Source organism: Limosilactobacillus ingluviei DSM 15946 (genome assembly GCF_001435775.1).
Lineage (GTDB): Bacteria > Bacillota > Bacilli > Lactobacillales > Lactobacillaceae > Limosilactobacillus > Limosilactobacillus ingluviei.
Window position 1 is genome coordinate 65,209 of record NZ_AZFK01000018.1, and the last position, 14,913, is coordinate 80,121.

Annotated in this window: 16 protein-coding genes; all 16 read left to right on the forward strand. The window is 43.5% G+C overall.

Going from position 1 to position 14,913, the window contains the following annotated elements; genetic code table 11:
* The first annotated feature begins 100 nt into the window (after nt 1–100).
* The 16 genes from FC43_RS03340 (at nt 101) to FC43_RS03420 (ending at nt 14,815) form a co-directional block, all read left to right on the forward strand.
* Complete coding sequence (locus FC43_RS03340) at nt 101–892, forward strand: hypothetical protein (protein WP_056954103.1); 792 nt, start codon at nt 101–103, stop codon at nt 890–892.
* Nucleotides 893–1,302: 410 nt separating this feature from the next.
* A complete protein-coding gene (locus FC43_RS03345) occupies nt 1,303–1,719 on the forward strand; it encodes a hypothetical protein (RefSeq protein WP_156648256.1) in 417 nt (138 codons plus the stop codon).
* Between the two features lie 153 nt (nt 1,720–1,872).
* Nucleotides 1,873–2,139, forward strand: coding sequence for an HU family DNA-binding protein (locus tag FC43_RS03350; RefSeq protein WP_056954106.1), 267 nt, complete (start codon nt 1,873–1,875; stop codon nt 2,137–2,139).
* 232 nt (nt 2,140–2,371) lie between these two features.
* Entirely contained in the window at nt 2,372–2,587 is a 216-nt protein-coding gene (locus FC43_RS03355; protein ID WP_056954108.1) for a hypothetical protein, read from the forward strand.
* Nucleotides 2,584–3,405, forward strand: a complete 822-nt coding sequence (locus FC43_RS03360; protein WP_056954110.1) for a hypothetical protein — start codon at nt 2,584–2,586, stop codon at nt 3,403–3,405. The genes FC43_RS03355 and FC43_RS03360 overlap by 4 nt, the downstream gene beginning before the upstream one ends.
* Before the next feature lie 721 nt (nt 3,406–4,126).
* Complete coding sequence (locus tag FC43_RS03370) at nt 4,127–5,380, forward strand: terminase (protein ID WP_235807575.1); 1,254 nt, start codon at nt 4,127–4,129, stop codon at nt 5,378–5,380.
* A gap of 354 nt (nt 5,381–5,734) precedes the next feature.
* Nucleotides 5,735–6,937, forward strand: a complete 1,203-nt coding sequence (locus FC43_RS03375) for a hypothetical protein (protein WP_235807576.1) — start codon at nt 5,735–5,737, stop codon at nt 6,935–6,937.
* Between the two features lie 15 nt (nt 6,938–6,952).
* Entirely contained in the window at nt 6,953–8,593 is a 1,641-nt protein-coding gene (locus FC43_RS03380; protein WP_056954118.1) for a prolipoprotein diacylglyceryl transferase, read from the forward strand.
* Between the two features lie 26 nt (nt 8,594–8,619).
* Nucleotides 8,620–9,066 carry a hypothetical protein gene (locus tag FC43_RS03385; protein WP_056954120.1) on the forward strand — a complete coding sequence of 149 codons (447 nt, stop codon included), beginning with the start codon at nt 8,620–8,622 and terminating at the stop codon, nt 9,064–9,066.
* A gap of 21 nt (nt 9,067–9,087) precedes the next feature.
* Entirely contained in the window at nt 9,088–10,080 is a 993-nt protein-coding gene (locus FC43_RS03390; RefSeq protein WP_235807577.1) for a hypothetical protein, read from the forward strand.
* 78 nt (nt 10,081–10,158) lie between these two features.
* Entirely contained in the window at nt 10,159–10,743 is a 585-nt protein-coding gene (locus FC43_RS03395; RefSeq protein ID WP_056954122.1) for a hypothetical protein, read from the forward strand.
* Between the two features lie 25 nt (nt 10,744–10,768).
* Complete coding sequence (locus FC43_RS03400) at nt 10,769–11,251, forward strand: hypothetical protein (RefSeq protein ID WP_056954123.1); 483 nt, start codon at nt 10,769–10,771, stop codon at nt 11,249–11,251.
* Between the two features lie 61 nt (nt 11,252–11,312).
* Nucleotides 11,313–12,314 carry a hypothetical protein gene (locus FC43_RS03405; RefSeq protein WP_235807578.1) on the forward strand — a complete coding sequence of 334 codons (1,002 nt, stop codon included), beginning with the start codon at nt 11,313–11,315 and terminating at the stop codon, nt 12,312–12,314.
* 14 nt (nt 12,315–12,328) lie between these two features.
* Nucleotides 12,329–12,889 (forward strand): hypothetical protein, encoded by a 561-nt coding sequence (locus FC43_RS03410; protein ID WP_056954126.1) that lies wholly within the window; start codon nt 12,329–12,331, stop codon nt 12,887–12,889.
* Between the two features lie 10 nt (nt 12,890–12,899).
* On the forward strand, nt 12,900–13,688 hold the full coding sequence (locus tag FC43_RS03415; RefSeq protein ID WP_056954128.1) for a hypothetical protein: 789 nt from the start codon (nt 12,900–12,902) through the stop codon (nt 13,686–13,688).
* Nucleotides 13,689–13,711: 23 nt separating this feature from the next.
* Nucleotides 13,712–14,815 carry a fibronectin type III domain-containing protein gene (locus FC43_RS03420; protein ID WP_056954130.1) on the forward strand — a complete coding sequence of 368 codons (1,104 nt, stop codon included), beginning with the start codon at nt 13,712–13,714 and terminating at the stop codon, nt 14,813–14,815.
* Nucleotides 14,816–14,913 lie beyond the last annotated feature (98 nt).

The following is a 14,913-nucleotide window of genomic DNA, read 5'->3' on the forward strand; positions in this document are numbered from 1 at the left end:
AAAAAAATGCAAAAATGTATTGAAAGTGGTGATTATTATAATATAACAATCTAGTAATATAACAACTAAGTAATATAACAATAACCCTAGGAGGCGAAAAATGGAAAAACGAAGAACCCAAAAAATTGACCCCGAAAAAATTAAGGGGTTCCCGAAAGACGAACAGGAAATTTTAAATCGCTATGCCAACCATCCGGTGATTGGCGATAATACATATGCTGTTGTTCCTCACCCGGTATTAGCAGCTGATCTTGACGATAAATCACTTGGGCTATATGTCTACTTGTCGCTATTAGCATCGCACTTTCCCTTGATGGGGCATGGGGATAAACGGGCAATTTTCCAGAAACAGAGTATTATGTATCGCTATGCTTTGGGGGTTGATCGCCCACAGGCATATCAGACCAAGGCTATCGACGAAAGTCTTGAGATCCTAGAGCAGGCAGGATTTGTTCGCCTAGTTGATGACAAGTTTTACGGATTCGCCGTAATATTACGTAGGCCTAAACATGTCACTGGATATGTCAAAATATATGCCACAGAGTCTAAGAAAATATTAGAGCTATCCAACTCGTTGACGAGATTCAAACACTTAGCAACATACACGGTTTTGAGAAAAGAAATCTTCGAGACGAAAGAGCCAAGCGACCGTGTTATTACAAGCACACTAAAAACTATTGCGTCTAAGAACGGTAAAGTATTAGCAACTTTAACGCGAGAAGTTAATTGGCTTTGCGAAAATCGAGTAATGGCGACCTTTACAGCGATTCGAAATACAGAATACGGTATTAAACGCCATCGATACTTAGCAGATATTCGCGATGCCAAGGTTTTGGCTGAATTTGTCGTCGAAAAACGACAATCCGGAGAATTAATTAGCGTAATTGGCTAATTTTTCGACTTAGTTTCTTGACGCGTATAGACAAAACAATGTAAATCGTGTATTATATAATCAAGATATGCGGAGGAATACAGTCAAAGCCGTATAGTCCCGGCGGTTTTGGCATACATAAACACAAAAACTAAGACAAAAGCGAGGTGCGAAGTACGAAATTATTTGATTACGGATTCCCGACCGTAACCGAAAGAATCGCTAACGTTGAGAAGGTATTTGACCAAGACTTGGCAAGACGGAAGATTAGCGATGACATAGCAAACGAAAAACTAGCCCAGGATACTGGAACTGGAAAGTTACTTGAATCGGTTGGGAGCTACATACTAGCGAGTCGCGATATTGATAGCGGCCGCAAACTACGATACAGATTTTATGACGACGAACTCAATTATTGGAGCAAGTCGAATATGGCTAAGCACACGTTCTTCGGATTGGGTGATGTTAATGGTGAGGCCATAAACGAATACGAATGCTCTTTGTATCACGATACCGAACAGTATTTAAATCGTATGATGCAACGAGGTGATACCAACAAGAAGTTTGTCAAGAAGTTTATTAGACTCGGGCTGCTGTGGGAAAACCCAGATGACTATCAAGATATTTGGTCCGACGACTTGATAGCATTTGTTAAGTCTCTATCGAACGCCATTAAGTCGGTAAGCAATGGCGTAGATCTGGTGACATTAAGATACTTCGACGGGACGCGAAAAATCATTGATGTTGCTGCCATTCTCGGGACTACTCATCAAAATATTTCAAAAAAATTGGATAAAATCGCAAAGAAAGCGGTTGCAAAAAACCCTGGATTAGGGACATCTAAATGATTGGGGGGGTAGTAACCTCTAATCCTCCTACGGGAAATACTTGCGTTTATACCATTTTATTCGCGGTCTAATAACCGCGGAGCATACATAAAAGGCCGATTTTATCGGCGACGATTTTGAAATATTTTTGTGAGAAAGAGAGAGATACAAAACATGAAGAAGAAGCAAGACTTAGTTGAAATTATTGCAAAGCAACAAGAAGTTACCAAGAAGGAAGCCAATAAGATTATCGACGCATTTACGAATGGTGTCCGGGAAATCTTAGCTAACAAGGAATCTATTTCCTTGGCTGGCTTTGGTAAGTTTGTTACGGAACACAAGGAAGAAGCTCAACGAGTGCTTGGCTTCACTGGTGAACTGGTTACGATCCCGGCTCACTACGTTTACAAGGCAAAGCTGTCCAAGGCTATTGTTAAGTAATTTAAGCTAGATTACCACTCCGGCGTCACGTATGAGGGCGTAAAAACCCTACGTTTAAATTGCAGTTGCGGGTTCGGTTCTGGCAACTTTACTAACTTTTATTGCACGTAGGCCACGTGCAATCACCAGAGTGTCTGATCAGATGGGGAAACCTCCTAATAAAAATAAAAACAAACCATACTGATCAGGCATTGTGGCAATTGCACGATGGCGTGAGAGAGAAGGATTGAAATTGAGTCACTTACAAGACGTTGAATCTGTCTGCGGTGAACTCATCAATCGAATTAAGTTCATCAACCAGCAAATGGTGATGATTGAGAAGACTTCGGGGCAATCTGGTTTAACCATCCACGCGATGGCAGACCTAGAACGATACGCTGACACGTTAAAGGATCTAAGCAACGCCTATGCATTATTATCCCTAGAAATTGAGGGGGCGAGCTTATGATCACTACTGGGCCTAAGACCTGTATTATTTGTGGTCGGCCACGGTCAGCAAGCGAATGCCTAAAGCACCGAAATGATTTGCTTGGCATCGCGTTTACGATTTGCAAAGAATGTGCTAACGAATGCGCAGACTTTAGCGACGAAACTTCCGTAATTAATATCTGTCGTTTAGCTAATCTACCGTTTGTACACGATATTTACTACAAGTTGGTTCGGGACACTGATCGTCCTAACTTTAGCTTGTACATGCAGAAGATTGCTCCATACAAGAAGTTTATTGATTACAACGATTCAGTATTTGACAGCGTTGAAAATACCCAGCCGGTAGAACAAATTGAAGTTACCGACAAAATCATTGTCCGTTGGGGTGACGGACTTACACCGGAAAAATACGCATACCTTGAAAAAGCATTGCAATCACTATTGGACATTAAACCAGCGACAACGGTCCTTGAAATCAATCGTTATGTTCAAAATATTAAGTTGAAGGAGTCGTTCGACCAGGCACTTAGTGATGGTGATTACAGAGCAATTTCGCAGTTAAGAAAGGCATATGAAGAAGACCTTAAGTCTCTTGGTTTAGATGCCGTCTTGAGTTCCAAAGATAACTCGTCTAAGAATATCGGACAGAAGATCCGTGACGTAGAAATGACAAGACCCATTCCGGAACGTGACGAGTACAAGGACGCCGCTAAGATCGAAGCATATATCGATAAGTGGTTCGTCACTAACATGAAGCGTAATTTTGGTTTGGCTTCAGAAGAGGAACAGGAAGCGCTATACGAAAATGAGCGTGCACCGCAACAAGACGAAGGATAGTTATTTTCAGAAGCGTGAAGATAACTTCGTGGAATGGGTTTCCTACTGGCGAGAGAATCCAGAGGTATTTGCTAGAGATTATCTAGGTGTCAAGTTACACCTCTACCAAGAAATGCTTCTCCATATGATGGAGAAGAAGAACTACTTCATGTACATTGCTGCGCGTGGGCGAACACCTTGCCCAGATCAGCCGAAATGCTGTGTGGAATCGCGGAATTAAGCTGGGAGCCTAAGTCGAAAGATATGGTAATCAGAACCGAAGGGCTATTTAGTCCAGGGGCAGAGCATAGTAGGTGAAATAATCCTACCACGAGGCCGCGACACCCTAGCGAGTGAGTCGAGGGTGAAAAGATATGCCGAACTTATGGGAAACCATGAGAAGTAGCGGATAAAAAGCCGTTACGATAACAGTCCCGAGGGGAAGTCATACATTATTGCCCTGTATTGCATTATCCGGTGCATTTTATATCCCGGGACCAAGATTGCTGTTGCGTCTGGGACCCGGGGGCAAGCTGCCAAGATTATCACGGAAAAGGTGGTTTCGTTCTATAACGACTATCCTGCTATCCGATTTGAGATCGGTGATAAGCGACAAAATATCAAAGACGGTCTTAACGATACACACGTTGACTTTGAAAACGGTTCAAAGATTATGGCCGTTACGTCTAACGATAACTCCCGTGGTATTCGTTGTAACATTCTCATCGTTGATGAGTTCCGTATGGTAAAGAAGGAAATTGTTGACAAGGTATTGACGCCAATGCTTAACGTTGCACGTCAGCCAGGGTTCTCAACAAGACCGGAATACCAGGGCAGAAAATTAGAAGCAAACAAAGAAATATATATTTCATCAGCATGGTATAAGTCCCACTGGATTTGGGATGCGTTTAAGAAATATACCAAGAACATGATCAAAGGCAATCGAGACTATTTCGTTGCTACGCTACCTTATCAGTTATCCGTTTTCCACGGACTACTTGATCAACGGCGTGTTGATAACGAAAAGACCTCAGAAGGTTTTGATAAAGCTGGTTTCGACATGGAATATGAAGCACTATTCGTCGGTGAAAACGACAAGGCATATTTCAAGTTGAAGCCATTAAATAAGTGTCGGACTTTAACGAGAACGTTCCGACCACCTACGAATGAGGAATTTATCGAGAACGAAGCACTGTCTAAACCAAAGAATCTATCGAACTTCCCACGTGGCAATCATCGGGATAAGGACGAATACAGATTAGTGGCATTGGACGTTGCTTTGATGGGTGGTAACAAGAACGTTAAGAACGACACGTCCGCATTTACAGTTATGAGATTAATCAGAGATGGTGATCACTACCGTCGTCAAATCGTTTATTTAGAAAGCGTTACTAAGTCAATCTCCAGTCAAGACCTGGCAGTTAGACTCAAGCAACTCTATTACGATTTTGAAGCCGATTATGCTGTTGTCGATATTAATGGTATCGGGCAAGGGGTATTCGATGCTTGTGCCACGGTTCTTGAAGATAAAGAACGTGGGGTTGAATATCCGGCATGGGCTTCTCTTAATGACGAAGCTGTAAATGAAAGAAGTAAGGCTAACGGTTTGAAATGTATTTATACCGTCAAAGCCAATGCGAAGTTTAATAACGATATTGCTGTTGCGCTCCAAGCGTCAATCCAAAGCGGCAAGTTAGAACTTCCGATTAACGATATTGAAAAGCGTGAAGAATTACAGGAAAACAAAGTCTACCGTCGGTCGTCGCCGGAAGAACAAGTACGTTGGTTATATCCATATGTACAGACGACAGCGTTGGTAAACGAATTGGTAAACCTTGAATATACGGTTCGCGAAGGTGGCATCAAGATCCAAGAAGTCGGGACCACTACAAAGGACCGTTACAGTTCCCTTGCTTACTGTAACTTCTACGCTGACGAATTAGAAAGAGATTTAAAGATGGAAGATAGCAACATTAAAGACTTCTTCCTGTTTTAAATGGAATGGTGGTGAAACATGGTAAGGAATAGGACTCCGAGAGGACGTAAACGGACTTATGAACGGAATTCAGCTAGAACACATCATAACCGGAGTTCGGAATACGTCTCCATCCTAGCTGATCCAAAGAGCCGCCTACAATCAACGCAGACAGCTACGACAAGTAAATCAACGATTAAGAGTTATCTGCAACGTCCCCAACAAAGTGCAACCAGCATTGCTGGGGCATTACGGAGCGCATATGTTAGCAGCGGGGTAATTAGTAAGGTTATTGATTACTACCAATCGCATCCAACGTACAACTACTCTATTTCCCCAGTTCTGGGTAATAAAGTATACAAAACGGACGCTAATATGCGCAACGACTATATTGACGTGGCATACGGATTGATGAACTTAAACATCAAGTTCTATGCACCGTACTTTTTCAGAGAAACGCTGATTGATGGCGTTACTTACTTCTACAAGTATGAAGATGCCACTGGGGTTGGCTATCTAAAGTTCCCGTCTGAATGGTGTCGGGTGTCAAATATTCAGGACGGTGTTTATCGGTTCCGGATTGATATGAGTAAGATCAAACAGGAAATCTACGATATGCTCCCAACTGAATTACAACAGGCATACGACACGTACCACGGTGGTGGGGATAAAGACGAAACCAAGTGGTATGACAACAAATGGTACTACGTAGAAGATGGTGTGGCATTTACGTTTGATCCAAACGTGATTGTCAATGGTGGACAAGCCGTTTCTCCATTTGCTTCCGTGCTTCTTGATAGCATTTCGCTAGATAAAGCTAAGGACAACATTGAAATCAAAGACAATCTTGATACTGTACGTATCTTGCACTCTAAGGTTCCGGTTGACTCAAATGGTGAGCCGTCTATCCCATTAAAGCACGTTAAATTATACGACGAGTTAATGAAGGCACGATTGCCAGAAGGGGTTAAGGCTATTACGACCCCAACTAATGTTACCAATATCCCATTAAACGGGGCCGGTAATAGTGGTGGTTATGAAACGGTCGGAAAGACGCTTGAACAAGTCTTCTTTGACCTAGGTGCCCCAGGGGCCATGTTTGGTGGTACTACCAACAGTGCCAACGTCGTTAAAACGTCCATTAAGAAGGACGCTAATTGGATTTATACCAACTTATTCCCAATGCTTGAGAGTTATTACAACTACGAAATTAGTCAAATTAAGACTAAGAGCAAGGCAAAATGGGTAATTAAGTTTATTAGAGAATCTAACTTTACGCTAAAAGACGATATAGCGAGTTACAAAGACCAATTATCCTTTGGTGGTTCTCGAATGGATTACATGGCCGCATCTGGTATGAACCCAGAAGAAATCATATCGAAACTTGAATTTGAACAAAAGGTGCTTGATATTGACTCGCTTATGGTAGTTAAGCCAACGTCTAACACCATTTCAAGTAAGAATAGCGGCAATAGTAATGGCAATAAGAATAATCTAAACCCGGTCAAGGGTGAGGTTGGTCGCCCGAAGACAGATAACCCAACGGACGATACCGATCGCCTTGATGGGGGAGCATAAGGGGTAATTGACGTTATGTCTAAGGTAACAATCAAGTTGCCCACTCGATTTGAAAAGGTCGAAGAGGAAGCGAATGATACTCGTTTCCAGAAAGTACGCATTTATATCGCCCATACCGGTGAGAACTTAAACAACTCGATTTTCTCACGTGAGGTGTTGGAAGATATGATCCCTAGCTTGGTTAATGTGCCAATTCTTGGTTACGTGGCCAAGCAAGAGGATGGCGAAAAAGACTTCCGCGGTCATGAAAAGAAAGTTGTTATTGAAGATAACAGTATCACCGTCAAATTTATGACCAGTGCTTACGGATTTATTCCGGAAGAGAACAATGCACACTTTGAAATCACCGGCGGTAAAGAATGGCTGGTGGCAGATGGTGTGTTATGGACCAGATTTACTGACGCGATGAGTATTTTTGATCAAGCAAACGGTAGCAAGGCCCAATCTATGGAAATCTCAAACGCTGATGGGTACCAGGACGATCGTGGTCGCATGGTGTTTACGAAGGCAGAATTTACCGGATTATGTATTCTGGGCGACGATACACCACCGGCTATGAAAGGTTCCACTATTTCGACTATTTTCAGTCAAGGGGACAACCTCAAGTCAATGTTTGAAGAAATGATAGCCGAATATTCGGCTGAGAAAGGAGTGAATGAATTGCCTACTAAGAAGAAGGATAAGGACGAAACGACGTCTGCTGCGGAACCAAAAGTTAAGGAACAAGAACCGGCTAAGGTTCCCGCAGAATCCAAAGAGAAGGCAACTTCCGATTCAGCCGAAATTAAGGCAGCATCAACTAGCGCTGATAGTGGCGAAGAAAAGGCTGCTCAACCGGCTGACAAAGGCAAGAGTTCTGCTGAACCAGCAGGTGCCGGACCAGAAGCAGAAGATCACGAAGAAGAAACTGCTGAAATGGCTTGCGGTACTGGTTCTAAGAAAAAGAAGAAGACGTTCAAGAAGGAAGATTCAAAGGGAGAAGACCCAGAAAAAGATGAAGAACCCGCTCCAACTGATGGATCTGACGACAAGAGCGATGAGGAACCGTCGGAAGACGACAAGAAGAAGTCTAGCAAGACTCAATTTGAATTGAATCTGAGTGATCGTGAACGCAAATTCATTTATGCCGCTGAGGCAAACCTATTCCCACAAGGTAATGGTTATGTAATGCCGGTTGACATTTATGAAGACTACGGTGTTGTTAATTTTGTCGACAAAAATGAAAGCGCTTACATTAGATTTAACTATACAGTTGGCGCTGATGACTCAATCCAGTTAAGTGATAAAACGGAAGTTTTCCCACGTTACTTAACGGCGGCAGAAGTCAAGAAGGTCGAAGACGACCGGAACATGGCTGCTGAACTGCAAAAGCAGATTGATGAATTACAAGCCTACAAGAATGGTATCGAAATGAGCAAGAAGAGCGAAATCCTAGAAGGCGCTCGGGACTCAATCGAAAACGAACAATATCAAGCTATCAAGGCTCAATTTGAAATGTTGACGCCGGAAGAAGTTGAAAAGGAAGTTGCATTTGCCATCTACAAGAACGGCGCAACGTTCCAAAAGACCACGAAGTCATCTGGCATTAAGACCGTGGACTTCAACGTCAAGACTGACTACGGATACGGAAGTGCGAACGCACTATTCCACAAATAAGAATGAGAAAGAGGTTTTAGCACAATATGGCTAAGGTATTTTTAGACAAGATTCCTGCTACCGAACACATTGAAACCATTGTTGCTGGCGAACCTTTGGGGAATGGTCAATGGCTGTCCCTTGGGGTTTTGGCAGAAGATGGCGAAGCTCGGGAAGCAACTAAAGCAACTGGGGAAGCTGACGCAGAAGTATTCCTGGTAGATGCTCCATTATCCTACGACGACCCACACTTTGACCTGGCAACTTACAAAGTGGCCACTGGTCGCACGGGTCGCGCATACCACCTGGGCAAGGGTGACGTTATCTCTGTAACGGAAGACCTTGTATCTGGGGCTAAGAAGGGTGACGCATTGACGGTCGGTACTAACGGTTTGGGCTTCAAGAAGGCCGACTCTGGCAACGGGATTGCCAAGGTTATCGGTGAAGAAGCACACGGCTTTGACGGCAAAGTCTTTGTCATTGCAATTCGCTAATAAGAAACGGGGTATCTAATTTTGGTTGAAACGAAAGATTTACAAAAATTAGCGCGTGACCTGTACTTCAACCCGAAGATGGAATTCGACGGGGTATCTGGTGAAGATGCCATGCGCAATGCTATTAATGACGCTTTGGGTGGCCAATACACTATCTACTCTTGGCAAAAGCACAAGCAAGATGTATTCCAAATCATCGCTACCGCTATTGACGCTGTTGTTCCTACGCTGTTGACGAACCAATTCGACAACCTGGCAGACATTCGGAACGTTGCTACTGGTGACACTCCACTGTTCAAGGTAAACGACCCACGCGGTATTCGGGTTGGGCGTGTCGCTGCTGGTGACCAAGACCTTCGTCGGCAAACGATCACTGGCCGGAGCTTCCAAATCCAAACCGAATGGTTCGGTGCAGCTGTTTACGCTGAATTTGAACAATACGTTGCCGGTGACATTGACTGGTCTACGCTGGTTGACCGTTGCGCTAATGCATTCACTATTCAAATTGAATCTATGATTGCTGATGCTATGACTGCTTCGTACGATGACCTGGATGCTTCATACAAGGTATCCGGTGCCGCTACGTTGGATGCCATCAGCACTTTGGCTAACCGGGTTAAGTTGAAGGCTAGTGCTCCTGTTGCTGTTTACGGTACTGCTTCCGCATTGGCTAAGGTTGCCGCTATGGAAAACGTATCGCTTTACTCTGGCGACATGAAGAATGAAATGAACACTAAGGGCTACCTTGGTATGGTTCGCGGATTGAAGTTAATCGAAATCCCACAAGCTATGAAGGTAAACAGCGATGAATTCGCTATCGACGACAACAAGGTACTGGTATTGCCAGACAACGAAAAGATCATTGGTGTTGTTCTTGAAGGTGACACTCAAGTTATCGAAGGTGACAACACGGCCCGGAACGACTTGCAAATGAGCATGAAGGTTCTCCAAAAGATCGGTGTTGGGGTTCTACAAATGAAGGTTTACGGGATGGCTGAATTAGCCGCTAAGTAAATTACCGATTAGACGGGAATGGGTTCGACTCCCATCTCCCGCCATTGTGACTAAAGAGAAGAGAGAGGTTGATTAAATATGTCACGGAAAGAGGAAGTAACCACTAAGCGCCGGAAGCGCAAATTGGTTGATAAAGACGTTGAAGTTGTAGTTATCAATAATGCCAAGGGCATGTTCGTATACGAAAGTAAGAATGGCGATTTAAGTATTGAGCTGTCCAACTTTGGTGAAACTGAATATGTCACTTATGGCGAACTTCGGAAATTGAAGCCGTTCTTGGCAAACGGTCAGTTGGTAATCTCTGAAGTAAATGATGACGATACGACGATTATGGACGTTGTTAGAGGTATGCGTCTTACCAAGTTGTATGACGATATTTTGGGAACGGTCTTGGGTTATGACCCCGAAGAGTTCGATAATGTTGATCTGATTGAATCGACTGATATTGAAGACGCTGTGTTGGAATCAGACGAAGACGAATTTGCCGATATGCTTAAGAGCAAAGTTAGATCGCGAATTATTGAAATCACTGTTGGACTTTACAAGGACCGTCGCCTATCTGACCGTGACAAGATCGAATTGATCGAAGAAACACGCCCAGAAGGTGAACAGGAAACGTTCTGGAGTGATATTAACGCCTCTATGAAGTTTGGTCGCAAATAACAAACTTTTGTAAAGGGGAATGACAATGGCTGATGAAACGGTAAATGAAGAAGTCATTAATGACCCCGATTACACCTACTTTGAAGAGGTTTATCGGGTATTCCTAGGGACGATTGAATCCTACTATTTTTCCAAAATGGACGATGAAGAATTGTCAGAAACATTGTTTGGGTACCTGAATAACGGTATTTCGGTCTTTAGCACTTATATCTCAAAAGACTTTACCGACCTTGACCAAGAAAAGGGCCGCTTCAATTTTAAACTAAGCAGAATCGAAATCACGATTTTGGCACGGGCCATGAAGCTTGAATGGGTAAGATCACACAAATACTCGCAAGAACTCATGGAAAAAGCCATTGGGGACCGTGATTACGCGGCCGTCCAAGGGTACCAATATTTAGATCGACTCAGCGCAATGGATAAGTCATTACAACGTGAAATCAAGACGTTGATTAATGAGCTTGAATACGCTGACGAAGAATTATACGGAGATATGTTGAATGGGTAACTTTGCCAGCTTATATCGTCAGAGAATGAAGGTGCTTGGCGATAGCCAAAGAGAACGCAACATGATTCGTAAATCACGGGAATTTGAAAAATACTTTGAAAATACTTTGGATAAAGAACCAGCCCTGGTTGATGGGGTTGAGACTGAATTGGTCTTCCAAGACCATTCCCAAAGTAACAACAAAGACCTTTCTGATGACAAGTACGTTGTCGCTCCCAACTCAGTAACGATTGACGTTGGCTCATATATTAAGTGGCGTGACGAAGAATGGCTTGTCTTTACGGAAGAATTTAAGACGATTCCCACTCACCAACAGCTTAAGATTAAGCACGTTAATAGACGGCTTAAATGGTTGGTGGATAAAGAAAAGAAAACGATATGTAACAACGGCGATGGCTGGGGTGCCTACATTCAGAACCAAACTCTGTATACCTTAGGGGTTTCGTTCTCGGGGCAACACATGCCATTAGCAAACGCCAAAATGTCTGTCTATATCAAGGACACACCAGAAACACGGGCGGTGAGGGTCGGAACTCGACTTTTTATCGCCGGACAAGTCTACAAAGTTGAATTTGCTGACTATGTTTCTCGTGTTGGGCTAGTCAACTGGTTATTGGACGAAGACACCAAGAATCCAGAAATTGATAACGCTGAATTAGAAATTGCCAATTACTGGGATGCTGATTCTCCAAGTGGTGCTCAACCCAAAGACAACCCTGATACCAGTGATCAAAAAGATGATCACTCAGAATCAACTGAGACGCCGTCTGAGGACGTTCAACCTAAAGTTGAATGGAATATCGAAGGTGAAACTAGAGCGCGTCTAGGACGCACCTACGTGTACTCAGTGAAGGGTACGGATGGTTCTGAACCAGAAGTGACCGAATGGATTACCGGCGATATTGAAGGAATCCCATTCTATGTTAAGGACCGCAATGAACACGCATTGACCATCCAGGTTAAAGACAATTACAGCTTGGTAGGACAGACGTCTACAATCGCAGCCAAAGTTAATGGCGAGATCAAGAATATCGCGATCAAGATCATTAAGAAATTCGGCTAAAGGGGGATAACGAATTGCCAGCTAAGAAATTGCCAACTCGGCATATTCCCCACCACGCAGCTATCACTAGAATCAGCGAATGGAAACAACGAATGATGGAAGTGCTCGTTGAAGACCAAGAGATTGGTAAGTTGCTTTACTACAACTCAGAAGACGCTCTATCACGTCCTGACCTAACGGAAGACGAACGGTACAGTTTGGTTGATAGGGAATCAGAAAAACGCCGGATATACCCAACTAGGTACACTCCGAAAGTGATGATGGATCAACAATCATTCGTCGGATTAAGTGTTTCCGGATTCGTTCCACAGGAAGCGTTCGCCCCATATCGGACGGTCGCCGACAAGTATGTGATGGGGTATTTGTACTTCTGGATTCTAGTTGATAACCAAATCATGGATTGTGACGAGGGTCAACGCCAGGACTTATTGCTAGAGAAGATCTACGACAAGTTCCAGGACGCCGATAACTACGGTATGGGCCGCTTGTCCGTCGATGATTTGCAAGAGGTGTGGGAACAAAATAACAAATTCGGCGGTTACGTATTAGTTATGAAAGTAATTGACATGGCCTAGGTGATACGCCATGGAAGTCAATTACGATCAACTCTTGCTTGGTAAAGAGATTCAGTTGGGAGAAAAAGCAAAGCTATATATCCCAACCATCAACGATCTAGTCAAGCAAGGACAGAATGAACTTTTAGCTTTCTCGCGGGCGTTTGTCGTAAGCGTGCGTGAGCAATTCAGTAGTGTCCCCGAAAAGGTTGATGAGATTGAAGATAAGTATCCAACCTTTTGGGAGATCGCACATGACGCCGATATGAGTAAGAGCGTCGGTGAGGCAATGTTCGGTGAGGGCATTGATATTTTGTCAATGATGGTCGCCGGGCTTGCCTACTGGACAAGAACGGAAATGTCAGACTTTCAGATCATGTCTAACGGCAAGATCGTTAATGAAAAGATCGACCTGGTGGTTGATAAAGAGATGTTTCTGTTATTTCGGTCACTACTGACCATGATTACCAATTATGAGGTAGACGAAGATCTGATTGCCCCTAGAGGGATAAGTAAGAAAAAGAATCAGTGTCGAATCTTCAAAGGGATTTATAAGGGACGGCTACGTCAAAGGAAGAACCATGAGACCAAAACGCTCGCCGATAAAATCCTTATTTTAGAAACGCTGACCAACTCATTTATTCCGTTTGAGCAGATCGGTGAAATGACCTATTACCAGTTCACCAACTTGCTTAACGCTTACTTATCTAAGCGGGCAAACGATCAAGACTTTACGATCTACACAAGCTACAAGTTCGATACACAAAACATGAAGATAACAGACCTCACCAACGCCATTGGTGTGGTCAAAGTTAAATAAATAACCTTTGAGGTGAAAAATATATGGCAACTTATGGTATGAAAGACGCCTTCGATCTGGTGCTTGTTAAGCGCGGGACGAAGGAAGTCGTATTTAGAGCCGACTACGCTAACACCACTCAAGTGGAATGGAAGGCTGACCGTGTATTCGCCAAGAAGAAGGGTGCTAACGCCATTGCTTTTGACGCTGCACGTACTTCCGAAATGACGGTTGAAACGGAAATCATCGACTTCCGCTTGATGGCATTGTTAGCTGGTAAGGAAGCAAAGCGTGGCGCTGACAGCGTATTTAAGACTGAAAAGTTCACGCTTACTAACGACCGGCAAATCAAGCTGGAAAATGTTCCGGAAGCTGGTTCTGTATCCGTATTCCGTTTGAACAAGGACGGGATTACGCACGACCAAGCTATTCCACAACAAGTTAATGGGGAAGCTACTTCTGTTCCTGTAATGGTTGAAAACGTTTCTGTTTCTGCAAAGGACACGACTGCTGCTATTACCTGGGGTGCTTCTGCTAACGCTGATAGTTACGTAGTTTACCGTGACAACGTTCAAATTGGTCAACCTACGCAAACGTCATTCAACGACTCTGACTTGACGCCAGAAAAGACGTACAAGTACAAGGTTGTTGCTGTAAACAAGAACGGTGCTTCCGCTCCTTCCGCAGAAGTTGTTGTTACGACTGCTACTGCCGGGACGCAACAAGCAGGGGAAGCCGTTAAGGCTACTAGCGAAGCAATCGAAGCTGCTAAGAAGGTAGCAGAAGTTGTAAACGCAAATGGCTTGAACTTCACTTTGAAGGAAAACGGCTTGATCCAATTGTCCGAAGCAGCTGTTGCGGGCGCTGACTACGTAGTTTACTACACTACGCAATTAGATGGTTTGACTTCGTTCTCTATCGATGCAAACACGTTTGCTGAAAACTACGAAATCTACGCTGAATCCTACGTTGTTGAACGCGAAACTGGGGACCGTCACTTTATCCAAGTACACTACCCTAACGTTAAACCACAAGGGAACTTTAACTTCAACCAAAACTCTAAGGAACCTACGTCGTTATCTATCAAGTTTGACTTATTGCCAGACGAAAACGACCACATGGCTAACTACAAGATTGTTGAAGACTAAATTGTAAGCGCTTACACAAAACGCTTATTAATGGGACGGCTCGGGGAACCGAGCTTTCCTTTGTACATATTTACGGTTTTAAAATAATTTTAATAAGG

Excerpts from the sequence above, each read along its gene's own strand:
- FC43_RS03340 (WP_056954103.1), top strand. The coding sequence starts at position 101 with ATGGAAAAACGAAGAACCCAAAAAATTGACCCCGAAAAAATTAAGGGG.
- FC43_RS03345 (WP_156648256.1), top strand. The coding sequence starts at position 1,303 with ATGGCTAAGCACACGTTCTTCGGATTGGGTGATGTTAATGGTGAGGCC.
- FC43_RS03350 (WP_056954106.1), top strand. The coding sequence starts at position 1,873 with ATGAAGAAGAAGCAAGACTTAGTTGAAATTATTGCAAAGCAACAAGAA.
- FC43_RS03360 (WP_056954110.1), top strand. The coding sequence starts at position 2,584 with ATGATCACTACTGGGCCTAAGACCTGTATTATTTGTGGTCGGCCACGG.
- FC43_RS03370 (WP_235807575.1), top strand. The coding sequence starts at position 4,127 with ATGGTAAAGAAGGAAATTGTTGACAAGGTATTGACGCCAATGCTTAAC.
- FC43_RS03375 (WP_235807576.1), top strand. The coding sequence starts at position 5,735 with ATGCGCAACGACTATATTGACGTGGCATACGGATTGATGAACTTAAAC.
- FC43_RS03380 (WP_056954118.1), top strand. The coding sequence starts at position 6,953 with ATGTCTAAGGTAACAATCAAGTTGCCCACTCGATTTGAAAAGGTCGAA.
- FC43_RS03385 (WP_056954120.1), top strand. The coding sequence starts at position 8,620 with ATGGCTAAGGTATTTTTAGACAAGATTCCTGCTACCGAACACATTGAA.
- FC43_RS03395 (WP_056954122.1), top strand. The coding sequence starts at position 10,159 with ATGTCACGGAAAGAGGAAGTAACCACTAAGCGCCGGAAGCGCAAATTG.
- FC43_RS03400 (WP_056954123.1), top strand. The coding sequence starts at position 10,769 with ATGGCTGATGAAACGGTAAATGAAGAAGTCATTAATGACCCCGATTAC.
- FC43_RS03405 (WP_235807578.1), top strand. The coding sequence starts at position 11,313 with ATGATTCGTAAATCACGGGAATTTGAAAAATACTTTGAAAATACTTTG.
- FC43_RS03415 (WP_056954128.1), top strand. The coding sequence starts at position 12,900 with ATGGAAGTCAATTACGATCAACTCTTGCTTGGTAAAGAGATTCAGTTG.
- FC43_RS03420 (WP_056954130.1), top strand. The coding sequence starts at position 13,712 with ATGGCAACTTATGGTATGAAAGACGCCTTCGATCTGGTGCTTGTTAAG.